Here is a 22,872-nt window from a genome sequence, read left to right as displayed (position 1 = left end):
GCATTCAGCATTGAGACAGAATTTTAAACATTGGGTTTTTGTAAAAATGAAGACTACATTTACTGCTACACCAGAAACAGTCACACGTGACTGGTTCGTCGTTGATGCCGAAGGTAAAACTTTAGGTCGTATCGCTACTGAAATTGCTACTCGTTTACGTGGTAAGCACAAGCCAGAGTATACTCCTCATGTTGACACTGGTGACTACATCATCGTTATTAACGCTGAGAAAGTTACTGTGACTGGTAACAAAGCTAAAGGCAAAATTTACTACTCACATACAGGTTTCATCGGTGGTATTAAGCAGATTTCTTTTGAAAAGCTGCAAGATCATAAGCCTGAAATGATTATCGAGAAAGCAGTTAAGGGTATGTTACCAAAAGGTCCTTTGGGCCGTGCTATGTTCCGTAAGCTTAAAGTTTACGCTGGCACTGAACATAACCATGCTGCACAACAACCTCAAGTTCTTGATATCTAATACGGGAGTAAGCTAATGTCTGCAACTCAGTACTACGGCACTGGCCGTCGTAAAACATCAACTGCTCGCGTATTCGCTAAAGCAGGTAGTGGTCAAATCGTTGTTAACCAACGTCCACTAGATGTATATTTTGGTCGTGAAACTGCTCGCATGGTTGTTCGTCAGCCTCTAGAGCTAGTTGAAATGACTGACAAACTTGACATCTATGTAACTGTTAAGGGCGGTGGAACCACTGGCCAAGCAGGTGCAATTCGTCACGGTATTACTCGTGCATTGCTTCAGTTAGACGAAGCTCTACGTCCTTCTTTACGTTCTGCTGGTTTCGTTACCCGTGATGCTCGTAAAGTTGAGCGTAAGAAAGTTGGTCTACGTAAAGCACGTCGTAAGCCACAATTCTCAAAACGTTAATACGTTTTCAGAATTCAAAAAACCCAGCTATATGCTGGGTTTTTTATTGGCTTTTTTTAGGTAAAAACGCCAATTAGTCATTCGATGTAATGCGATGACCGCTTAGAAGCGTTATGGTGTAGTCGATGTTTTTTGCTAATGTGTAAACCAAATAGTGGAACTAGACCATGAATTTTCAAATGTTGATGTTTGCCATGGGGCTTGTTTTGGTACTTGAAGGTATCGGACCCTTATTATTTCCGCTGCAATGGAAAAAATATTTAGCCGAATTTTCGATGCAAAATAAGAATAATCTCAGGCGGTTAGGTGGCTGCCTAGTCTCTGCCGGCATAGTACTATTAATAATTTTCGCATAAAATACTTGCATATTACCCCCCTAAATCTGTTAAAATTCGCCTTTATACCGCAACCTTGCAGCAGACGATGGGCAAAAACGTAGTAGTACTCGGCACTCAATGGGGTGACGAAGGAAAAGGTAAGATTGTCGACCTTCTAACAGAACAGGCAAAATATGTAGTTCGTTACCAAGGCGGCCACAATGCTGGTCATACTCTGGTAATTGACGGCGATAAAACCGTACTTCACTTAATTCCGTCAGGGATTTTACGTGATAATGTGAAATGCATTATCGGTAATGGTGTGGTATTGGCTCCTGATGCTTTGATGAAAGAGATCAACATGCTTAAAGAGCGTGGAGTTCCTGTCGAAGAGCGTCTTCTTATTTCAGAAGCATGTCCACTGATCCTACCTTTCCATTGTGCTCTTGATGTAGCTCGCGAAAAAGCGCGCGGCAATCAAGCTATCGGTACAACGGGTCGTGGTATTGGTCCAGCTTATGAAGATAAAATTTCTCGTCGTGGTCTACGCGTTGGTGATTTATTCAATGCAGAGTTATTCGCAGTTAAATTAAAAGAAGTGATGAAATATCACAACTTTATGCTGACTGAATACTATGACTGTGACGCAGTTGATTATCAAACTACCCTTGATGATGCATTAGCAATTGCTGATTATCTTAAGAGTATGTGTACTGATGTTACTGAATTACTTGATACAGCCCGTAAAGCGGGTGAGCCTATCTTGTTTGAAGGTGCACAAGGTACATTACTTGATATCGACCATGGTACATACCCATATGTGACTTCATCAAACACTACAGCAGGTGGCGTCGCTACCGGTTCTGGTTTTGGTCCTCGTCACTTAGATTATGTTCTAGGTATCATGAAAGCTTACACTACACGTGTAGGTGCAGGTCCTTTCCCAACAGAGCTTGAGAATGAGATCGGTGATTACTTAGGTCATAAAGGCCAAGAGTTTGGTGCAACTACTGGTCGTAAACGTCGTCCAGGTTGGTTAGATGCTGTGGCAATGCGCCGTGCAGTTCAAATCAACAGTGTTAGCGGCTTCTGCCTAACTAAACTTGACGTTCTTGACGGTCTTGAAGAAGTTAAGATCTGTGTTGGTTACCAGTATCCTGATGGAACTGTAGAAACTGTCACACCACTTGCAGCTGAAGGTTACGAACAGGTTACTCCTGTATTCGAAACTATGCCTGGCTGGAGTGAGTCTACCTTTGGTGCGACTTCAATTGAGCAACTGCCACAAGCAGCGCTTAATTATATTGCTCGTATCGAAGAGTTACTTGAAGCGCCTGTTGATATCGTATCAACCGGTCCTGACAGAAACGAGACAATCGTATTAGTTAATCCATTTAACTAACACATAAAAAGGCCGCTATTTAGCGGCCTTTTTAATATGCAGAATTAACAAACCTTAGACGATAAAATTGAAACTGTAACTCCGCGCAATTTCTCTTCTTTTTACTGCTTTTTTAAAATCATTTTGGCAATTCAAATAACCACTAAATATTGTTGTTTGTGCAGTTAATACTCAAGATATAGGCTATAATGCCGATGCATAGAGTAACTAAAGTGTCATTGAGAATCGTTATGCTGCGTTTATGTTTGTTGGTGTTGTGCTTACTGCCGAATTTAGCTGTTGCTGAATTAACCGCGGTGGATATCTATGGTGATGAGCAATTAATTAAATTGATCCGCAATGATGTTTATTTAAAGCAAGTTAAACGCGATGACTGCCAACTAGTGCAAGATATTGAAGCTAGAGCAGAAGTACTCCAGCAGCCCATGTATCAGTTTTTATGGGCCGAAATGCTCAACCATGGTGTGTGTGTAGATAAACACGCTTCCCGTGGCATGGCGTTATTACAAACTGCTGCAGAGCAAGGTAGCGCTGAGGCGATGCTGAAACTGGCCGAATATTACTATCACGGTGAAATGGTAGTGCAAGACAAAAATCGAGCAGTGCAATATGTGATGCCGGCAGCAGCCAATGGCGATCTGCCTGCAAGATTGATGTTAGTTCGCCTATACGGCGAAGGTTATGGTAGCCCTGTTGATTATCAATTAGGTTACCATTGGTTATATAACAGCGTATTTAATGATGCCGCGACACAGAAAAAAGCCACATCATTATTGCAGATGTTAGCCGCTAAAATGCCCGCCAGTATAATAGAGCGAGCACAGCAGCCACAGCTGCACAACCGCTAAGACTCCCACGAGGGAGTAAATTATTTGGAAATTGAATGATCATCGATCCTCATTTTGAGAGAGAGCAAGACAAGTACGAAAACCCAATCCCAAGCCGTGAATACATACTAGAGTATTTGCGTGAGCAAAAGTCACCTGTCACCAGAGAACATATCGCCGCCGCGCTAAAAATGGTTGATGAAGACCACTTAGAAGCGTTAAGAAGACGACTGCGCGCCATGGAGCGTGATGGGCAACTGGTTTATACCCGTGGCCATAGTTATGGTCTTCCTGAAAAAATGGATCTGCTTACCGGTACGATTATCGGCCATCGTGATGGTTTCGGATTTTTTAAATCTGATGAAGGCGGTGACGATCTCTTTATTAATAATCGTGATATGCAGATGTATTTTCACGGTGATAAAGTGTTGGCGCAAAAAGCAGGTTCCGATCGCCGTGGACGACGTGAAGCGCGTATCGTTCGTTTAGTGCAGCAGCGCAGCGCGCCATTAGTCGGCCGTTATCATGTTGATGCTGGCATGGCATTTGTGATTGCCGATGACAGACGAATTACCCAAGAAATCTTGATTGCCAAAGAAGACGCTAATGGCGCCAGAGCTGGCGACGTTGTTGTGCTTGAATTAACCCGTCGTCCTGGACGATTTGTTAAAGCGGCAGCCAAAGTGACCGAAGTGCTCGGTAAAACAATGGCGCCAGGTATGGAAATTGAAATTGCTCTGCGCAATTACGATTTGCCTCACAAATGGTCAGCTGTTATTGAGAAAAAACTTAAGCGCATTCCGGATGAAGTCCCAGAGTCAGATAAACAAGGTCGCGTCGATTTAAGACATTTACCCTTAGTGACCATTGATGGCGAAGATGCCCGCGATTTTGACGATGCTGTTTATGCCGAAACTAAGCCTAGCGGTGGCTGGCGTTTATGGGTCGCTATTGCTGATGTAAGTCACTATGTGCGTACAGACTCGGCATTAGATGATGAAGCGAGATCCCGTGGTAACTCAGTGTATTTTCCATCGCAAGTTATCCCGATGCTACCAGAGAAAATCTCTAATGGTTTGTGTTCACTAAATCCCCATGTTGATCGCCTTTGTATGGTGGCTGAGATGACCATTTCAGCTGCGGGTAAACTATCGGGTTATAAGTTTTATCCGGCAGTGATGCACTCACATGCGCGTTTTACTTACACGCAAGTGGCAGCCATGCTAGAAGGTGGCAAGATTGCCCCTGAGCATGAAGCTTTGTTCCCGCATCTTCAGTGTTTACAGTCGTTATATTTAACCTTAAATGAGCGCCGCGCAGAACGTGGGGCGATTGCGTTTGAAACCGTTGAAACCCAGTTTGTGTTTAACGAGCAACGTAAAATTGAAGCAATTGTGCCCCGTAGCCGTAATCAGGCACATAAAATCATTGAAGAATGTATGATTTTAGCCAACGTCGCTTCAGCTAAGTTCGTCAAAAAGCATAAAGGTGAAGTGTTATACCGTGTGCATGAGTCACCTTCAGAAACCAAGTTGGCAAACTTCAAAGAGTTTCTGGCAGAACGCGGTTTATCAATGAATGGCGGCACTGAACCTACGCCGTCAGATTATCAGGACTTAATGCTGAAAATTGCAGATAGACCGGATGCTGAATTGATCCAGGTAATGTTACTGCGCTCAATGAGACAAGCGATATACACCCCTGATAATGACGGTCACTTTGGCTTGGCATTAGAAGAGTATTCACACTTTACCTCGCCTATTCGTCGTTACCCTGACTTAGTCTTACATCGCGTTATCCGTTATTTGTTAGCGGCAGAGCAAGGTGAGATGAAGCAGAAGTGGACCCCAGAAGGTGGCTACCATTATCTACTTGAAGAGCTAGATAAACTGGGCGAAGAGTGTTCAACTACTGAGCGCCGTGCAGATGAAGCCACACGTGATGTCAGCGACTGGCTCAAATGTGAATACATGCAAGATCATGTTGGTGATGAATTTGAAGCTGTCATTGCTTCAGTGACCAATTTTGGTTTGTTTGTACGTTTAAAGGATTTGTATATCGATGGCTTAGTGCATATCTCAAGCTTAGTCAGCGATTATTATCAGTTTGACCCAATGCGTCAGCGTTTGATTGGCGAAAACACCCGCAAGGTTTATCAAGTGGGTGACGAGGTCAATGTCAAAGTTGCCGCGGTTAACTTAGATGATCGTCAAATCGATCTGATCATGATTGGTGATCACGGTAAGAGCCGTAAGAAAGCCAATAAGAAGCCATTAACAGCCAGAGAAAGAGCCAATCTTGAAGGCGCTAAAATGGGCGCATCAGCAAAAGGTGAGCCAGCTGCAGAGTCGCCAGCAAAGGGGCGTTCTGGCAAAGCGGGTAAAAGCACAGCGGGCAAAGCGAAAAAATCTGCCACTAAAGGCGGAAAAAAGCGCAAGCCTGCAGCTAAAGCTGCAAATAGTTCAGCGGCTGGTGTAACATCACCGGCTGCTAAAAAACCATCGACTAAAGCAAAGCGCAAGAGAAAATAAGTAAATGAAAAAACAAGATATCATTTTTGGCATTCACGCAGTAGAAGCTTTGCTAAGCAACTCACCTGAACGCGTCATTGAAGTTTGGGTATTACAAGGTCGTGATGACGAGCGTTTATTACCATTAATCAAAAAAGCGACAGAGTTTGGTGTGTCTGTACAAAGTTCAGGTCGTAAAGTACTAGATGACAAAGCATCGAGCACTCAGCATCAGGGTATTGTTGCACGAGTTAAAGCTGCTAAAATCTTGGCTGAAGCGGACTTAGATGCTTTATTAGAAAAGACAGACCTACCATTTTTGTTAATTCTTGATGGTGTCACTGACCCACATAATCTAGGTGCTTGTTTACGTAATGCCGATGCTGCCGGTGTACAAGGGATTATCGTACCAAAAGATAACTCGGTGGGACTGACGTCAATCGTGAGCAAGGTTGCTTGCGGCGCGGCTGAAACGATTCCATTATTCCAAGTTACCAACCTTGCCCGTACTATGCGTCATATTCAGCAAAAAGGGGTGTGGATTATTGGTGCCGCCGGTGAAGCGGATTGTGAGTTATACCAAGCAGACTTAAAAGGGCCTTTAGCCATTGCGATGGGCGCAGAAGATAAAGGTTTACGCCGTTTAACCCGTGAAAGCTGTGATTCAATAGTGTCAATCCCGATGGCGGGAAGTGTCTCAAGCTTGAATGTATCAGTGGCAACCGGTATTTGTTTGTTTGAAGCTGTGCGTCAACGTTTAGTGAAGTAATTTACTGAGCTGATCAGCAGATAGTGGAACGGGCCTTAAGGCCCGTTTTTTGTATCTGGAATGTTGAAAAGGCTCATTACAGGCCGCTGTAACGGCGTTGCAATTTATTGGAAAGTATATAGCAAGTTAAATGTGGTGATGGTATCGGTTTTTACACTGTCTTCAGGAACTACCGCTGTGTATCTCACGTTCACCCCGAGTTTAAAGGCCCAGTCCTGTAAAAAGGTATTTCTGTAACTGACGTCTAAGGTCAAGGTATTGTTATCTTCACCCACTTCAGAGGTCAAATCGGCATTGAGGCTGGTATATTCTTGCAGTTTCACATTGTACTTGGCGGCGGTACGCAAAATGATGTCTTGGTTGGCTGCAGGGTTTAAGTCTGTATCTGTTGCTTTGGGTAAGTCATAACGGTAACCGGGGCCGACTTCTATGCTCAGGCTCTGGGTATAGTTTGAGAGTAAATCAAAACCATAACCGGTAGAAACCGTCGACAGTTTGGTATAACTACCAAAATCATCCCAGGTAAATTCACCGCGGCCAAAAATATAGCCGCTTTCTAGCTTATAACTCGACTGGGCAAATACATCATACTTTTCAGCCGTGGTAGAGTCTTTATCTGCGGCGTAATACACCTTAAAGGTAAATTCCTGACGGGCTTTTTCAGTATCGTAATTTAAGTAGGTGCGGCCGTTGAAGTTTTGCGATTGGTTATTACCAGTATTGAGTTGCATACCGGCTTCAATTTCAGCCTTAAAGTCACTGGGAGGCTCTTTATAGTCTGGGGGAACAAGTGCCCACGCTGAAGACGTTGTGAGAAGAGAAGACATAAAGATACAGACTTTTTTCATTACGTTGTTTCTATATAGTTATTAGGAACGCCTGAAATACGGATGAAGCGCCATAATACCTGTATTCGCAGTGGCTGCAAAGCGCTCAATGGCTTCATCTGTGTATTCAATATCAAATTAAATTTCACGCTGGTTATTGTTTTTTGCTGGGTATTTTCATTATTTACCGTCATTGCTGTCAACGCCTGCTTGAGTGAGTTAATCAGTTAAAGGTAATAAAGCATGCACCACACAAGTATTGCTTGAGTTTTGTGCGGGCTTTATGTATCATCCCGCGCTTAAATCAGTCATTTAATTCCGTTCCTTGCCTCCAACTTGGTCTGACTGAGCCACACGTGAGGCTAATTAACCGTAAGGAGCAATAAATGCGTCATTATGAAATCGTATTTATGGTTCACCCAGATCAAAGTGAACAAGTCCCAGGTATGATCGAGCGTTACAGCAGTGTAATCACTGATGCTAACGGTACTATCAGCCGTTTAGAAGATTGGGGTCGTCGTCAATTGGCTTACCCAATTCAAGACCTACATAAAGCTCACTATGTTCTTATGAACGTAGAAGCAACTGCAGAGTCTATCGAAGAGTTAGAAACAGCTTTCCGTTTCAATGACGCTGTTCTGCGTAACATGGTAATGCGCACTAAAACTGCTGTTACTGAAGCTTCTCCAATGGCTAAAGCAAAAGATGAGCGTGATTCACGTCGTGCTCCTACTGCTGCACCAGCTGCTGAAAAAGAAGTTGAAGCAAGCGCTGAAGAAACTGCTGAATAATTAGTCTGTGATTAATCACTTAGTGTTGACCGGAACGATAACTCGTTCAAAGCGTTTTGATAGTCCCAGCGGCATTCCCCATAAGGTGATTACGCTAGAACACAAAACACAGCGGTATGACGATCAAATGTTGAGAAATGTTTATTGTCTGATCCAAGTCATATTAAGTGGTAAGCGCTTTAACAGCGTAACAGAAGAATTAAAAGCAGGTGTGCAGGTCCAAGTTGAAGGGTTTATCTCTTTACAACAAGGGCGAAATGGCCAAAATAAATTGGTTTTGCATGCCGAAAATGTCGAATTGAAAACTTAGGAGACTGTCAACATGGCACGTTATTTCCGTCGTCGCAAGTTCTGTCGTTTCACCTCTGAAGGTGTTGCAGAAATTGATTACAAAGATATCGTTACTTTAAAAAACTACGTAACTGAAAGCGGTAAGATTGTTCCTAGCCGTATTACTGGTACTAGTGCTAAATATCAACGCCAACTAGCTCGCGCGATTAAGCGTGCTCGTTATCTTTCTCTACTGCCTTACACTGATTTACATCAGTAATCGCAGTATTTAAATCAGAGGAATTAGATAATGAACGTTATTCTGCTTGATAAAATCGCTAACCTAGGCAACTTAGGTGACCAAGTTGCTGTTAAAGCTGGTTATGCTCGTAACTTCCTTTTGCCACAAGGCAAAGCTGTTATCGCTAATGACGAAAACGTTAAAGTTTTCGAAGCACGTCGCGCTGAATTAGAAGCTAAATTAGCTGCTGAATTAAGTGTTTGTACTGCTCGCGCTGAAAAGCTTGCTGCATTAGAGTCAGTTGTTATCGCTTCTAAAGCTGGTGACGAAGGTAAATTATTCGGTTCAGTGGGCAACCGCGACATCGCTGATGCAGTTACTGCAGCAGGCGTTGAGCTAGCTAAAGCTGAAGTACGTCTACCTTTAGGTGCTTTACGCAACCTAGGTGACTTTGAAGTTGAAGTTCAACTTCACACTGAAGTTAAATCAGTAGTTAAAATCTCTGTTGTTGCAGAAGATTAATAGCTCATTGATTTAAATAAAAACACCGCCAATTGGCGGTGTTTTTTTATGTCTTATTTTTAGGCTTTTAAGGCTTCAGCTTTACCTGTAATGAGAGTGGTCAGGGTCACCCCAAGCTCGTTTGCACAAGTTGGGGCGTGATACTCTAATTTCTTACTAGCTCTAACTCATCAATCAAGTTTTGGGCGTGATCAACTTTATCCATCATCCATAGGATGTAACGAAAGTCTACGTGTACTGCACGGGTTATCGTTGGGTTAAAGAACCAATCTTTAGTAATCGCCTCGTAAGTTGAATCAAAGTTCAAACCTACTAACTCACCTTTACCGTTAAATACCGGTGAACCTGAGTTACCACCTGTAGTGTCAACACTGGATAAGAAGTTAACCGGCACTGAGTTAAATTCTTCTGGCGTATCTAAACAAGAGAATAAACGACAAACCCATGAGCGTGGATCTTGATAAACCGATGCGACAGAGTGCTCACCGTTATCATTGGCTTTAATTGCCGTTAATAGCTTTTGTGGCGCGTTATATGGATCTTCGCCAGTATGTTTAGCCACTATGCCTTCGAGACGGGTAAAAGGCTGCTTATAGAGTGCATCTGCAGACTGATAACCATCGACCATGCCGTAGGTGATCCGTAAGGTGCGATTGGCATCTGGATACACAGGCCAGTCATTGGCTTTGTAATAGCTGATGATGGCTTTCATGTATTCAGGGCGAGCGGTTGATAACTTACCTTTTAAAGTGTTTTCGGCTTTTTCCTGTGCCATGTTGGTGTCGTGCAGCGCTACCGCTAAGCGAATAAACGGATCTGAGCTGGTTTCAAAGGCTTGGGCGTCTTTGTCCATCCAAGCTAAACGCTGCTCTTTATCCATTAAAGTGGTTAAGGCGTAATAGGCATCTAATTTTGCTGATAATGCCTCAGCATCAGAGATCTTATTCAGTGCGTTATCAAGAATTTCAACGCGCTGATTTTGCCCCATGTAAGCGTTCAAGTCTTGTAGCCACAAGGTTTTATCGACACTGGCATCAAAACTTCTATCAAGGCGTTTTAAGTTAGCGGCAAACATTTTCATATCACGCTGCTGAAACCCTTGCTCACGCTCTGCATCGGGCAGTTGTTTTTCTTTGGCTAAACGATAGAGCTTTTTAGCTGCGGCAAGTATTGCACTTGATTGGGCATTATTAAAATAATAGTCAGTTTGAATGAGGTTATTTTGCTCAGCTAGTAATGCTTCTAATTCACCAATCAATTGATGGTTAGCATTGGCGTCTTTTTTAAGCCAAGCTAAGAAGTTATCTTCACGTGATTGTTTGATACCGACAATATCTGTGGCTTTAAAACCATCGAGTAACCCGTTCAGTTTTTTCATTCTGTTTGCCATGGAGGCAAGGTTACCGGCGTATTTAATCGCAATGGCGTTATTGTCGGCAGCCATTTGATTAATGGTGTCGATTTGCAGTTGATAGCGCTTAGCGTAGGTTGGATACATCCAATCACTGGCAAACTCTAACTCGCTGGTTAGGCGGTAACGACTGGTCGCTCCCGGATAGCCTGCGGCAAACACGCCATCTCCGGCTTTAACGCCATCAGCATTTATTTTAAGATAACTTTTTGGCTGATAAGGCACATTGTCTTCGGCATAACTTGCCGGCTGACCGTCTTTGCCCACATAGGCACGTAAGAAGGTAAAATCGCCCGAGTGGCGTGGGTATTCATAGTTATCAATATCGCCGCCAAAAGCCCCTACGCTTTCAGGTGGTGCGTATACTAGTCTGACATCACGAATAATGAGTTGTTTAATTAAGTAATACTCAAGTCCATTATGAAAGCTGCTGACTGAACAACGGTAGTTTTCGTCGGTTTCGCAGTCTTTGATTAATGCTTTACGGTTTGATTGGATATCTTCATAACGGCTAAGAGGATCGCGACTTAAATTCGCATTCACTTGAGAAGTGACATCCGTTACCTTCTCAGTGATGTATAATCGCTCATTAGGGCCTGCTGATGGCTCCTCTTTTTTAGTATTAGCTAGAAAGCCGTCTGCTAAGTAATTATGTTCAGTTTTGCTGTTATATTGGATGGCTCGATAGGCACAATGGTGATTGGTCACAACTAAGCCTTGGGGAGAGACAAAACTGGCGGTACAATAGCCCAGACCCACAACCGCATTCATTGGATACTGGGTTAAATCTGCAAGCTGTTTAGCAGGAATATCGATGCCGCGTTGTGCTAATTTATCTGCAATAGAAGGCATTTGATAGGGTTGCCACTGACCTTCATCGGCATAGGCAAATCCAGAAGACAGCACAAGGGCTGCAACGAGTGCATAACGCATGTTCTTTCCTTATTTTTTATTATTTATTGTTGTTATTTATTCTGATTGTTTATCCGTGTTGGGATAAATGTTACGCGATATCATTGTACTACATGTTTGCATGACCTCGGTGTTATACCATATTTACAAACAGGTTGGGAATTGGGAGTTTTAATGTCACAGAAAGGTCCTTTTAAAGCCAGAGAAAGGTTCAAAGATGCTCAAGTTGATGCGCTGAAATTACCGCCGCATTCAATTGAAGCTGAGCAATCGGTTCTTGGTGGGTTGATGCTTGATGCTGAGGCCTGGGATAGAGTGGCTGAAGCGCTTGTGCCCGAAGATTTTTATTCTCGCTCCCATCGGATGATTTACGCTGCGATGAGCCGTTTGGTTGAAAGCAGTCACCCGATTGATTTGATCACCGTATCAGAGCGCCTGGAAGTTGAAGATCAACTTGAAGACGCTGGCGGCTTTGCTTACTTAGGTGAAATTGCCAAAAACACCCCGAGTGCGGGTAATATTTTATCTTATGCCGATATTGTACGTGAACGAGCTGTTGTACGTGACATGATTGGTGTTGCCCATGAAATTGCTGATGCAGGCTATAACCCTGAGGGTCGTAACTCCAGTGATTTACTGGATTTAGCGGAAACTAAAGTTTTTAAAATTGCTGAGTCGCGTGCTAATGCCAACGAAGGCCCTGAAGGGATTAAATCGATCCTTGAAAAAACCGTCGACAAAATTGAGCAGTTATACAATAACCCCCATAACGGTGTGACCGGTGTATCAAGTGGTTTTACCGATCTTGATAAAATGACCGCCGGCTTCCAATCGGGTGACCTTGTTATTGTGGCGGCACGTCCTTCAATGGGTAAAACCACCTTTGCGATGAACTTGTGTGAACAAGCAGCCATGAATGAAGATAAACCTGTGCTTATTTTCAGTTTAGAGATGCCATCAGAACAAATTATGATGCGTATGCTGGCATCACTTGGCCGGGTTGATCAAACTAAAATTCGTACCGGTCAGTTAGATGATGAAGATTGGGCGCGTGTTTCTTCAACCATGGGGATTATGCTTGAGCAAGGCAAAATGTATATCGATGACGGTTCAGGCTTAACGCCGACAGAAGTGCGAAGTCGTGCCCGTCGTATTGCGCGTGAGTATGGCGGTTTATCAATGATCATGATTGATTACTTGCAGTTAATGCAGGTGCCTTCATTAAAAGATAACCGTACCTTAGAAATTGCAGAAATCTCGCGCTCACTTAAATCCTTAGCCAAAGAACTAGAGATCCCGGTCATTGCGTTATCACAGCTTAACCGCTCGTTGGAGCAACGTGCTGATAAGCGCCCAGTTAACTCTGACTTACGTGAATCAGGTTCAATTGAGCAAGATGCGGATTTGATCATGTTTATTTATCGTGATGAAGTGTATAACGATGATTCAGAACAAAAAGGTGTCGCTGAAATCATTATTGGTAAACAACGTAACGGCCCGATTGGCCGCGTGCCGCTGGCGTTCCAAGGCCAGTTCTCGCGTTTTGATAATTATTCTGGCGCACAAGTCTTTGATGAAGATTAATCTCATCAGATAGGTATTTAGTCTTTGCGTTAGTCGTACCGAAAAGCCTCTGTTTTAACGCAGAGGCTCATTTTTTAGTCTTGTGTTGCTCAATTATTTGAATGAAGCAATCAGTAAGGTTAGTTATTTGAAACCATTTCCCCGTGCTGAAATTAGTCGTAAAGCTTTGCAGGCTAACCTTGCAAGGCTGCGTGAAATTGCGCCCAACAGTAAAGTCATGGCTGTGGTTAAAGCCAATGGTTATGGGCATGGCTTGCTCAACGTGGCCGAGTCTGTCGCTGACTGTATTGACTGCGCCGATGGATTTGGACTGGCGCGACTTGAAGAGGCGCTTGAATTACGCCAAGGCGGTGTTAACGCTAAGCTACTGTTGCTTGAAGGTTGTTTTCGTCAATCTGACTTACCCACATTAGTTGAGCATAAAATTGATACCGTGGTGCATCATGAGTCGCAATTGGTGATGTTAGAGCAATCGACACTTACTGCGCCCATTACCGTCTGGCTTAAAATTGATACAGGCATGCATCGTTTAGGCTTTGGTATTGAACAATTCAAGGCTGTTTATCAACGCTTAATGGCTTGCCCACAAGTTGCCAAACCTATTCATTTAATGACCCATTTTGCTTGTGCCGATGAGCCTGATAACCCCTTAACCCAAGTGCAAATTGATGCTTTTCAGCAGTTGATTAACGATTTACCTGGCGATCGAACGTTAGCTAATTCTGCCGCTACGTTATTTTGGCCTCAAAGCCAGTGTGACTGGATAAGACCAGGTATCGCACTCTATGGGGTATCGCCTGTACTGGGTGATAAAGGTGTTCATCATGGGCTAGTTCCCGCAATGGAGTTAGTGTCAAACCTTATTGCGGTACGTGAGCATAAAGCCGGACAAAGTGTTGGCTATGGCGCTTATTGGACTGCAAAACAAGATACTCGTCTAGGCGTGGTTGCCATAGGTTATGGCGATGGTTATCCGCGCAATGCCCCTGAAGGTACCCCCGTGTTGCTTAATGGCCGCAGAGTGCCCATTGTTGGTCGAGTCTCTATGGACATGCTGACCGTTGATTTGGGGCTTGATGCAACTGATAAGGTCGGGGATTCAGTGCAGCTGTGGGGTAAAGGGCTCGCTGTAGAAGAAGTGGCAGAGCACATTGGCACCATTGCTTATGAGTTAGTAACTAAACTCACCCCAAGAGTCGTGGTTGATTTACAAGATTAATCTCAATTTAATTAATGGTTTATAGCCTAGAGCTTGAATCTTAAATTAGTCATAGATAGGAAGTATTAAGTGCAGTTGTATAAATCAGTCGTTATGATTTATTGCGTGTTTTTTAGTATCGACAGTGTCGCCCAGTCTGAAGCTATTCACTCCGTAATTTCAAATGATCCAGAGTATGTGACTGCCAGTAAAACCACAACGAGTCATCGCCCTGATACAGAAGTGGTTGTAGAGACTGAGCTTATTTCTGAGATAAACCCACAGTCACAGCAACAAAATACTGCTGAAAAGCCGTCTGCGGTAACGCCCTCTGAAAAAGCACTGTCTCCAGAATTTGTCGCTGTGCCAATTGTCTTTTCAACTGAGACCTTGAGCACCACATTCGGCGCAGCAGGTGTCCTTAAGCATGCCGGTCAACCGCAAGCCGTAGCATTAGGCATTGGCTTATACTCTGCCAATGACAGTTGGCTAAGTTATGCAGGTTTTTATCATTATCAATTGCCAGAGCTTGATCAATGGTTATTTAGTGCCGAATTGTTTCGTGGTCATTACGAGCAAGGGATATATTACTTGCCCAATAGTGACCTATACGAGCCAAAAGCCAATGACATCAGTCGAGTCATTAGTGTCGGGGATGAAGGCTTTAGCAAACTGACCATGGAATATGTATTACCCATCGCCAGAGGTAAGCATGGCGCTGCAAACGCGCTTGGGAAAAACACCACACCAATTAGCTGGAACCCATTAGAGTCAGGTGTTAGCTCTATCAGCTTAACCCCGTTTAGCAAGTATCGAGAGCTTGAAGCATTAGCCTATTTAGCCGACGAAGCCCGTGGTGTTGAGCTTGCTTTTAATTGGGATAACCGCGATGCCAAACTAAATAGCACCGAGGGTGGTCAAACAAATCTAACCATCACCAAAGGCTTTAGTGTCGATGATGATCCAAGCTGGTTGATGTGGGAATTTGAACAAAGCGCATTTATGTCTTTTGGGAGTAACAGTTGGTTTGAGCAACAAGTGCTCGGGATTAATTTCTACTTAGCGGATACCCCAAGTTGGGAGCAAGATTATAAACAACAGCAATTTCAGCAGCCTCCTAGTTTTGCTGGGGTGTCATTAGGTGGCTTTGATCGTTTGCGCGGTTACTCTTCAAAGCAGTTTACTGGCCGCAGCGCAGTCAATTATGCCCTAGAGTATCGAGTCACACCTCAATGGCAGCCACTACAATCACTGCCGGTGTTTAATCTATATAACATTCCTTGGTGGCAGTGGGTATTATTTGCCGAAGCTGGCAATGTGGCTGATGAATTTACTTTAACTGAACTGCATGATGATATGAAAACTAACTACGGCGCAGGCATACGTTTTGAAGTTGAAGGTATAGTGATAAGAACCGACTTTGTTACTGGCGGTGATGAAAGTCAGTTTTGGGTTATGGTTAATCAAGCATTTTAGTTTCTTGGTGATGAAATTAGTGGCTGCTGATATTAATTAGCCGTTTGTTAATGATATAATCACTAGTTCGTTTTTTAGTAAGCATCATATTTTATTAATCGTTGATTTTCTTCGATAAGGTACCATTTTGGCTCTAACAACACTCAACCGCTCACTTTCAATCGCTCCCATGCTTGATTGGACCGATAGGCATTACCGTTACTTTGCGCGCCTGATGTCTGCACATACTGTGCTTTATACCGAAATGGTGACGACAGGGGCGATCATTCATGGTCAGGCTGATTACTTAGCTTATAACCAAGAAGAGCATCCGCTTGCTTTGCAGCTTGGTGGGTCTAACCCTAAAGATTTAGCCACCTGTGCCAAACTGGCTTTTGAGCGCGGTTATGATGAAATCAATTTAAATGTGGGTTGTCCATCAGATAGAGTCCAAAGCGGACGGTTTGGCGCTTGTTTGATGGCTGAGCCTAAGTTAGTTGCAGAATGTGTTGATGCCATGAAGCAAGTTGCTGATATCCCTGTGACGGTTAAAACCCGTATTGGTATCGATGAGCAAGACAGTTATGAATTTCTCACCGAATTTGTTGATACGGTTAAAGCTATTGGTTGCGATACTTTTATTGTCCATGCCAGAAAAGCGTGGTTACAAGGGTTAAGCCCAAAAGAAAATCGTGAAATTCCAGAGCTTAACTATGAGCGGGTGTATCAATTAAAGCGGGATTATGCTGATTTAAATATCAGTATTAATGGCGGCGTTAAAACCATTGAAGATTCATTGGTGCATTTACAGCAATTAGATGGGGTGATGATCGGCCGTGAAGCGTACCAAAACCCTTATATATTAGCTGAAGTGGATCAACGTATTTACGGTGACGACAAAGCTGTGTTAACTCGTGAGCAAGTGATTGAACAAATGGTGCCCTACATTGAGCAGCATATACAGTCAGGCGGGCGTTTAAACCACATCACTCGTCACATGATTGGCTTATTTCAAGGCCTACCTGGCTCAAGGGGCTGGCGTAGATATCTTAGTGAAAACGCTCATAAGCCGGGTGCGGGTGTTGAGGTTATTTGGGATGCGGTTGAGAAAATGCATCAAAGTAGGCCGCCTACTGATGTGACTTTCTACCCTAATAACATGAGTAATGATTAAGTCTTTTTCGTTAAAAATAGCGTCTCATTGAGGCGCTTTTTTTATGCCTGTAGCTTAGCTAATTAAGTATTAGCTAAATTCACTATCAGGATGGTGAAAATGACTAATTGTTTGATTATTGTTCAGTGGCTGTTGTGAGCCTGTTTTTGTTTAAAGTTAATATAACTACTATTAATCAGTCGTTTATATTGTTTTTTAAAACTTGGCACGTAGCTTGTAATAACCATGGTGTACCCAACATTAGGAAAGGAAAACATCATGTTTAACTCAATATCAAATGAAAATTCAGTGGTTAGTTCATCATCTACAACAAGCAATCGCATGTTTAAGAAACTGGCATTAATTGCTGTTATCGCCACCGCAAGTATTGGTGCTCAAGCAAATGAACTTAATAGTGCTGACATGGTAGAGGTATTAGAAGCTCGTTTGACTGATGCAACCACTGAAATGCTACAAACTGCGAGACAAGAAATTAGCTTGAGCTTACATAGCCAAATTGCTGAACAAGTTTTTGAGTTAAACAGCTCGCTTGAAATGACTGACGATGTAATAGCAACACAATCAGACACTGCTTTAGCAAGCAATGAGGACTGATTTATGGATTTAATGATGATATTTCATTTAGCTGATCCATTAACTTCTTTACTACTGCTTCCTGTTTTTAGCTTTATCGCATGCTCGATAATGATATGTGGGTTGCAGTGGTACCAATTTAATAGCGTCAAGGCAATGTCTGCTGAACTGGCTTCAATGGAGATCGCAGGAGAACAAAAATGAACTTAACAGACTTAGAAAAATGGTTAACAACCGATGACAGTTTGATATGTGGCGCATCACACGGATTAGCAAAACAATTTGGCTGGTCAGTATTGTGGACCCGAGTGTTAACCCTAGTGGCAATTTTAATGAGCCCTAGCATCGGACTCATTGGTTACTTTGTGACTGCCATTATCATGACCCAGAAAAAATCCAGATATTAAACTGAAGTATGAACGCTGCTGTCGTTCAAGATTAGTTCAGCATTATCATTCATACTTCAGTGTTAAATGACTATTTTACTGGCTTATCCCAGCGTAAATGATATCAATGCTTAAACCAGAGACTACTTCGTTAAAAAAGCTTGGAACCGAGCTTTGGCCTCATCACTTTTTAGTCTTTCACTAAACAACACTAACTCTTTAAGCATTTGTTGTTTCACTTCAGCTTGGTTATGCCTTAATAACTGTTTAGATGCCTGCAGCGCCAACGGTGGCTGAGCTGCTAATTTCTTTGCTTGTGATAATACAAAATCATCTAATTGTGATTGCTCAACCACTTGGTTGATAATATTTAATTCTTTTGCGGTGCTGGCAGTAAAGCTTTCACCTAATAAGATAAGTTCAGCCGCTTTTTGCTGCCCGACAATGAGCGGAAGTAACAAGCTTGATGCTGCTTCTGGTACCAAGGCGAGATTGACAAAAGGTAGCTGAAATGTAGCGCTGTTATCGGCATAAACCAAATCGCAATGCAGTAATAAAGTGGTACCAATGCCCACAGCTGCGCCAGATACTGCGGCTATCAATGGCTTTTTTATCTCAAGGATACAATGCAAAAATTGCACTGTGGGATGGGTTTCATTTAACTCGCCGCTGTTGAGGAAATCGCTAATATCATTACCCGATGTGAAACAATTGCCTTCGCCTCGTAACATAAAGGCGCGAATTGCATTGTCGTGCTCACCTTGGATCAGGTATTCTGTAAGCTGTTGGTACATTTTAAGATTAAAGGCATTTCGTTTTTCAGGACGATTGAAACTGATAATACGTACGCCTTGATCATCCTTTATCTGAATCTGACTCATAGGCTGTTTTCCTTCGGGAAGCGACTAGGGTGTACATGGAGTTTAAGACATTGAAAGCGATATTCAAACAGCTGTTTAGTTTTTTAGTTTTAACCACATTTTCTATTTCGGCCACTGCGGGCATTATGCTTTCAGAAGGCCATGTTAGAGCCATGCCTGCCAGTGTGCCCAACACCGCAGCTTATCTTACTTTAATGAACCATTCAGATAACACTGCTACATTAGTCTCTGTGACTACACCAGTGGCAAAAGAAGCCCAATTACATACCCTAATTGAAGAAAATGGCATTGTGAAAATGCGCCAAGTTGAAGGGTTTGATATAGAATCACATGGCAGCTTAACATTGCAACCATCGGGTGATCACATCATGCTGTTGTCACTGGTTAAGCCGTTAACCGTCGGTGATAAAGTACCATTAACATTAACTTTTGCTGATGGTCAGCAGTTAAATATTGAATTAATGGTTGATAAAAAGGCGAGTACTGATCAGCAAGAAAGCCATCATCACCATCATCATTAAGGAGTTGTATTGATGCAAATCACAAGGAAAAAAATTTTTAGTGTCATAGGGATTATTCTATTAATCGGCTATGTCATTGCGGTTTGGTGGAGCATTGAGCCAGACATCCTAGAGCCCGAAACGCTACAAAATGAACGTGGCGAGCACGTTATTGGCTACGCGACAACTTCTTCACTGATAGACACTCTCGAAAGCTTATTGGACAAACCAGGTGGCTGGCTTTCCAACGATATTATGCCGCCATCAGTGATGATGGATAATATGCCAGCATTTGAGTTTGGTGCATTAGAGCAGTCTCGCGATTTAGCGCTGATTATGCGTAAAGAGTTTAGTCGCTCACAATCTCAATCGACAGCAGATAGCGATTTACTGGCTGCGCATTCAAAACTTAATATTGAGCATACCAGTTGGTTGGTGCCTAGCGCTGAAGGCGAGTACCGTGAAGCGATAAAATTACTGAAACTTTACCGCGCTAAAATCAGTGATACCGAAAACAGTAATGCCCAGTTTTACGCTCGCGCAGACAACCTCAATGAATGGCTTAAAGAAGTGCAAAAACGTTTAGGCAGTATCTCACAACGGCTGTCTGCCAGTGTTGGTCAAGAGCGTTTAAATACTGATTTAGCCGGTGATTCTACTGCAAGGCAATCAACGCCATCGCTCGCCAGTTCAGAAATTAAAACCAGCTGGTGGAAAATTGATGATGTGCTTTATGAAAGCCGAGGCAGTGCTTGGGCTTTGCTTAATTTCATGAAGGCAATTGAAGTTGATTTTGCAGATGTACTGGAAAAGAAAAATGCTGAGGTGAGTTTACGACAAATTATTCGTGAACTTGAAGCCACTCAGCAAACTGTTTGGAGCCCAATGGTGCTGAACGGAGATGGTTTTGGTTTAGTCGCCAACCATTCATTAGTCATGGCTAACTATATTTCCCGCGCGAATGCTGCGGTAATCGATTTAACTAACTTACTCTCTCAGGGATAATGATGAAAAAGACACTTCTTGCCACCAGTTTATTGGGTTTATTAAGCATCTCTTCAGCGCAAGCTGCAACTGTGCTTGGTTTTAAAGTCGGTGGTGATTATTGGCAAGCTGACACCAGCGGCTCATTCAATAGTGACGATGGTGTAGGGCAAACTTATAACTATGACTCTGATGCACAGGGCAGTGTATGGATTGCTTTTGAGCACCCAATTCCGTTAGTGCCTAACGTTAAAATTCGTGAAAATCGTTTAGAAGGTAAAGGCAAGCAAACTGATTCAAACTTTTTCTTTAACGATATTTCTATCGATGGCGCTTCTACTGCTTATAATGATCTAAGTAATACGGATTTCGTACTTTATTACGAAATTCTAGACAATGATTTAGTAGCTTTAGATTTAGGTGCTGCCTACAAGCAAATGCATGGTTCAATAAGAATTAATGGCACTACCGATGCTGGTTCTGCAATTTCTTCAGAAGTCGATGTTGATAGCGGTATTGTTATGCTTTACGGTAGTGCTGAAGTCGGTGTGCCAGGGCTGGGTTTATATGCATTTGCTGACGTTATGCTAGGCATTGATGAGTCAAATGTTTATGACTACAACGCTGGTTTAGGTTGGAAATTTGATGGTGTTGCTTTAGACACGGCAATCCGAGTGGGTTACCGCGAGTTCAAATTTGATGTTGATGATTTTTCTCGCACAACTCAGAATATGTCGTTTAAAGGTGCCTTTGCCGGTGTTGAACTGACATTCTAAAGACTGAATAAGCGTTATAAATGCCCAATAAAAAACCGCCATTTGGCGGTTTTTTTGTTGCCTGAATAAGGCATCAGCAATAGGGCTTACTCAGTAACAAAGGTTATTCTGAAATAAGGCCATTGTTAATTGAGATGATATCGTCTTCGTTTAAAGTACCGGCTGCTTGTTTAAGAGCAAGGATTGAAGTGATATAGCCGTAACGAGCATCAGACAGTTGACGCTTTGAATCGTATAAATCACGAGTACGGTTTAATACATCAACAATGGTACGCGTGCCCACTTCAAAACCTGCTTGAGTGGCTTTTAAAGCACTTTCAGAAGATATAACAGATTGCTCGTAAGCGCGGATAGAGCTGATTGACGCGCCGACATTGTTAAAGTTATTGCGTACATTTTTAACCACACTACGGTGAGTTTGCTCAAGCAGTTCACTGGCTTCAACATATTGATATTGAGCTTGCTTTACTTGTGACGAAACTTTAAAGCCTTCAAAAATCGGTACGCTTAAGGTAATGCCAATGTTGGCATTGTCGTAATCAAGACCTGGGTTTTGATCAAAGCCTTTAGTGTAACCAGCGCCCAAGTTTAATGATGGCATATGGCCAGCTTTAAAAAGGCTAATGGTTTCACTGGCAATATCACGGCCAATACGTTGGGTCATTAAATCAATACTGTTGGTTTCTGCAATTTTTAACCATTCAGCTGAGGTTGTTGGCGAGGTTGCGCCAGCAGAAAAGCGGGTCGTATCTAGAATGTTAATTGACTTGTGATCTATACCTGTGATTTCACGTAATGCTTCGTAACTGTTTGCTAAGGTATTTTCGGCCAAAATCTCAGTGGCTGAGGCTAAATCATATTGCGCTTGAGCTTCATGAACGTCGGTAATCGCGGTAAGACCTACTGCAAAACGTTGCTTAGTTTGCTCCAATTGACGCTCAATCGCACGTTTTTCAGCACCTTGGAACTCAAAGTTATCTTTTGCGGTTAATACAGCAAAGTATGCATCAGTTACACGGATAATTAATGATTGTAACGTTGATGCATAAGCTGAGTCAGCTTGTGATGCTGCCATTTCAGCTAAATCTAAACCGACCCAAGCGCTGTGATCATAAATAACTTGGTTTAAGCTGATACCACCAGTAAAGCCATCTGGCTTGTTGGTGTCCTGACCATCTTCTTTATTCCATGCCTTTGAGTAACCCACGTTGGCACTAATAGTCGGCAGTAAAGGCGCACGGTTTTCTTCAATGCTTTCGTATAATGCATCGCGCTGAGCTTGTGCTTGCAGTACTACGGTGTCACTGGTAAGTGCTTGTTGATAAATTTGCAGTAAATCGTCAGCATTTGCCGCAGGTGCAGCAACTGCTAATGTTAGCGCTGCGTATATTGAACTAATTTTAAATTTCATTTGCTGCCCTTTTAGACAATATCTCCATCAATGGAGGAAAAATAATTTTGGTGTTTACGGTACTCATTATTAAGTAAGCATCATTTAGTACTATCGCACTTGCTTAAAATCCTGAGTTGTCGCTATGCAGCGAGGATCTGTTCATCTTTCTAGCTTAAATTTTACAGTGTTTCAGTAGCATTTATTGCTACGGATAATGCATTAATTGGTATGAAAAATGCCAATGTTACATTTATTGCTCAATTACCTAGATAGATTTTAGCTG

The 22,872-nt window shown here is 42.7% G+C and carries 24 protein-coding genes; 20 read left to right on the top strand and 4 right to left on the bottom strand.

From position 1 onward, the window contains the following. The first annotated feature begins 46 nt into the window (after window positions 1-46). The 7 genes from rplM to rlmB all read left to right on the top strand — a co-directional run bounded on the left by rplM (window position 47) and on the right by rlmB (window position 6,711). Window positions 47-478, top strand: a complete 432-nt coding sequence (gene rplM, locus Q4591_RS15140; RefSeq protein WP_076539151.1) for a 50S ribosomal protein L13 — start codon at window positions 47-49, stop codon at window positions 476-478. A gap of 15 nt (window positions 479-493) precedes the next feature. Further along, complete coding sequence (rpsI, locus tag Q4591_RS15135; protein ID WP_076539149.1) at window positions 494-886, top strand: 30S ribosomal protein S9; 393 nt, start codon at window positions 494-496, stop codon at window positions 884-886. 167 nt (window positions 887-1,053) lie between these two features. Beyond that, window positions 1,054-1,242, top strand: a complete 189-nt coding sequence (locus Q4591_RS15130) for a DUF2065 family protein (protein WP_102440112.1) — start codon at window positions 1,054-1,056, stop codon at window positions 1,240-1,242. Window positions 1,243-1,309: 67 nt separating this feature from the next. Continuing rightward, the gene (locus Q4591_RS15125; protein ID WP_076539144.1) at window positions 1,310-2,605 is read left to right on the top strand and encodes an adenylosuccinate synthase; all 1,296 of its coding nucleotides are present in this window, start codon (window positions 1,310-1,312) and stop codon (window positions 2,603-2,605) included. Window positions 2,606-2,799: 194 nt separating this feature from the next. Then, window positions 2,800-3,453, top strand: a complete 654-nt coding sequence (locus Q4591_RS15120; RefSeq protein WP_102440124.1) for a tetratricopeptide repeat protein — start codon at window positions 2,800-2,802, stop codon at window positions 3,451-3,453. A gap of 35 nt (window positions 3,454-3,488) precedes the next feature. Then, window positions 3,489-5,963 (top strand): ribonuclease R, encoded by a 2,475-nt coding sequence (rnr, locus tag Q4591_RS15115; RefSeq protein ID WP_102475896.1) that lies wholly within the window; start codon window positions 3,489-3,491, stop codon window positions 5,961-5,963. A 4-nt stretch (window positions 5,964-5,967) separates the two neighbouring features. Beyond that, window positions 5,968-6,711 (top strand): 23S rRNA (guanosine(2251)-2'-O)-methyltransferase RlmB, encoded by a 744-nt coding sequence (rlmB, locus tag Q4591_RS15110; RefSeq protein WP_102440114.1) that lies wholly within the window; start codon window positions 5,968-5,970, stop codon window positions 6,709-6,711. A 104-nt stretch (window positions 6,712-6,815) separates the two neighbouring features. Here rlmB and Q4591_RS15105 read toward each other — a convergent pair whose 3' ends face one another. Beyond that, entirely contained in the window at window positions 6,816-7,559 is a 744-nt protein-coding gene (locus Q4591_RS15105; protein WP_198590856.1) for a YdiY family protein, read from the bottom strand. A 365-nt stretch (window positions 7,560-7,924) separates the two neighbouring features. Here Q4591_RS15105 and rpsF point away from each other — a divergent pair, with 365 nt between their 5' ends. The 4 genes from rpsF to rplI are packed head-to-tail and all read left to right on the top strand — an operon-like array spanning window position 7,925 to window position 9,362. Further along, entirely contained in the window at window positions 7,925-8,329 is a 405-nt protein-coding gene (gene rpsF / locus Q4591_RS15100; RefSeq protein WP_076539132.1) for a 30S ribosomal protein S6, read from the top strand. Between the two features lie 7 nt (window positions 8,330-8,336). Continuing rightward, the gene (priB, locus tag Q4591_RS15095; RefSeq protein WP_076539129.1) at window positions 8,337-8,639 is read left to right on the top strand and encodes a primosomal replication protein N; all 303 of its coding nucleotides are present in this window, start codon (window positions 8,337-8,339) and stop codon (window positions 8,637-8,639) included. A gap of 12 nt (window positions 8,640-8,651) precedes the next feature. Then, window positions 8,652-8,879 carry a 30S ribosomal protein S18 gene (gene rpsR, locus Q4591_RS15090; RefSeq protein ID WP_055023454.1) on the top strand — a complete coding sequence of 76 codons (228 nt, stop codon included), beginning with the start codon at window positions 8,652-8,654 and terminating at the stop codon, window positions 8,877-8,879. Between the two features lie 30 nt (window positions 8,880-8,909). Continuing rightward, window positions 8,910-9,362, top strand: a complete 453-nt coding sequence (gene rplI, locus Q4591_RS15085; protein ID WP_076539126.1) for a 50S ribosomal protein L9 — start codon at window positions 8,910-8,912, stop codon at window positions 9,360-9,362. A gap of 145 nt (window positions 9,363-9,507) precedes the next feature. Here the strand turns inward: rplI and Q4591_RS15080 are convergent, their stop codons facing one another. Further along, the gene (locus Q4591_RS15080; protein WP_303461743.1) at window positions 9,508-11,706 is read right to left on the bottom strand and encodes a S46 family peptidase; all 2,199 of its coding nucleotides are present in this window, start codon (window positions 11,704-11,706) and stop codon (window positions 9,508-9,510) included. 153 nt (window positions 11,707-11,859) lie between these two features. On the opposite strand from Q4591_RS15080, the gene dnaB reads away from it, so the two are divergent. The 6 genes from dnaB to Q4591_RS15050 all read left to right on the top strand — a co-directional run bounded on the left by dnaB (window position 11,860) and on the right by Q4591_RS15050 (window position 18,076). After that, window positions 11,860-13,269 carry a replicative DNA helicase gene (gene dnaB / locus Q4591_RS15075; protein ID WP_076539121.1) on the top strand — a complete coding sequence of 470 codons (1,410 nt, stop codon included), beginning with the start codon at window positions 11,860-11,862 and terminating at the stop codon, window positions 13,267-13,269. Between the two features lie 127 nt (window positions 13,270-13,396). Further along, window positions 13,397-14,488 carry an alanine racemase gene (alr, locus tag Q4591_RS15070; protein WP_102440117.1) on the top strand — a complete coding sequence of 364 codons (1,092 nt, stop codon included), beginning with the start codon at window positions 13,397-13,399 and terminating at the stop codon, window positions 14,486-14,488. Window positions 14,489-14,593: 105 nt separating this feature from the next. Further along, a complete protein-coding gene (locus tag Q4591_RS15065) occupies window positions 14,594-15,943 on the top strand; it encodes a hypothetical protein (protein ID WP_303461741.1) in 1,350 nt (449 codons plus the stop codon). Window positions 15,944-16,070: 127 nt separating this feature from the next. Further along, window positions 16,071-17,096, top strand: coding sequence for a tRNA dihydrouridine(20/20a) synthase DusA (gene dusA, locus Q4591_RS15060; protein ID WP_303461739.1), 1,026 nt, complete (start codon window positions 16,071-16,073; stop codon window positions 17,094-17,096). Between the two features lie 258 nt (window positions 17,097-17,354). Further along, window positions 17,355-17,690, top strand: a complete 336-nt coding sequence (locus tag Q4591_RS15055; protein WP_133126612.1) for a hypothetical protein — start codon at window positions 17,355-17,357, stop codon at window positions 17,688-17,690. A 179-nt stretch (window positions 17,691-17,869) separates the two neighbouring features. Beyond that, on the top strand, window positions 17,870-18,076 hold the full coding sequence (locus tag Q4591_RS15050) for a PspC domain-containing protein (RefSeq protein ID WP_102439957.1): 207 nt from the start codon (window positions 17,870-17,872) through the stop codon (window positions 18,074-18,076). Between the two features lie 122 nt (window positions 18,077-18,198). Here Q4591_RS15050 and Q4591_RS15045 read toward each other — a convergent pair whose 3' ends face one another. Beyond that, the gene (locus tag Q4591_RS15045; protein WP_102439956.1) at window positions 18,199-18,936 is read right to left on the bottom strand and encodes an enoyl-CoA hydratase; all 738 of its coding nucleotides are present in this window, start codon (window positions 18,934-18,936) and stop codon (window positions 18,199-18,201) included. Window positions 18,937-18,971: 35 nt separating this feature from the next. Between Q4591_RS15045 and Q4591_RS15040 the strand changes: the two genes are divergently transcribed. From Q4591_RS15040 to Q4591_RS15030, 3 genes are read left to right on the top strand one after another with little or no spacing between them, the layout of a single operon-like run. Further along, window positions 18,972-19,457 (top strand): copper chaperone PCu(A)C, encoded by a 486-nt coding sequence (locus tag Q4591_RS15040; RefSeq protein WP_102439955.1) that lies wholly within the window; start codon window positions 18,972-18,974, stop codon window positions 19,455-19,457. Between the two features lie 12 nt (window positions 19,458-19,469). Further along, window positions 19,470-20,441: a DUF2333 family protein gene (locus tag Q4591_RS15035; RefSeq protein ID WP_102439954.1), complete on the top strand. Its 972-nt coding sequence runs from the start codon at window positions 19,470-19,472 to the stop codon at window positions 20,439-20,441. A gap of 2 nt (window positions 20,442-20,443) precedes the next feature. Next, window positions 20,444-21,196 (top strand): TIGR04219 family outer membrane beta-barrel protein, encoded by a 753-nt coding sequence (locus tag Q4591_RS15030; protein WP_102475900.1) that lies wholly within the window; start codon window positions 20,444-20,446, stop codon window positions 21,194-21,196. Between the two features lie 103 nt (window positions 21,197-21,299). On the opposite strand, the gene tolC is transcribed toward Q4591_RS15030, so the two are convergent. Beyond that, complete coding sequence (gene tolC, locus Q4591_RS15025) at window positions 21,300-22,607, bottom strand: outer membrane channel protein TolC (RefSeq protein WP_102439952.1); 1,308 nt, start codon at window positions 22,605-22,607, stop codon at window positions 21,300-21,302. Window positions 22,608-22,872 lie beyond the last annotated feature (265 nt).

This window comes from Shewanella sp. 3_MG-2023 (genome assembly GCF_030548765.1).
Classification (GTDB): Bacteria; Pseudomonadota; Gammaproteobacteria; order Enterobacterales; family Shewanellaceae; genus Shewanella.
The sequence above is the reverse complement of the archived record's forward strand: the minus strand, read 5'-3'. Positions and strand labels throughout refer to the sequence as shown.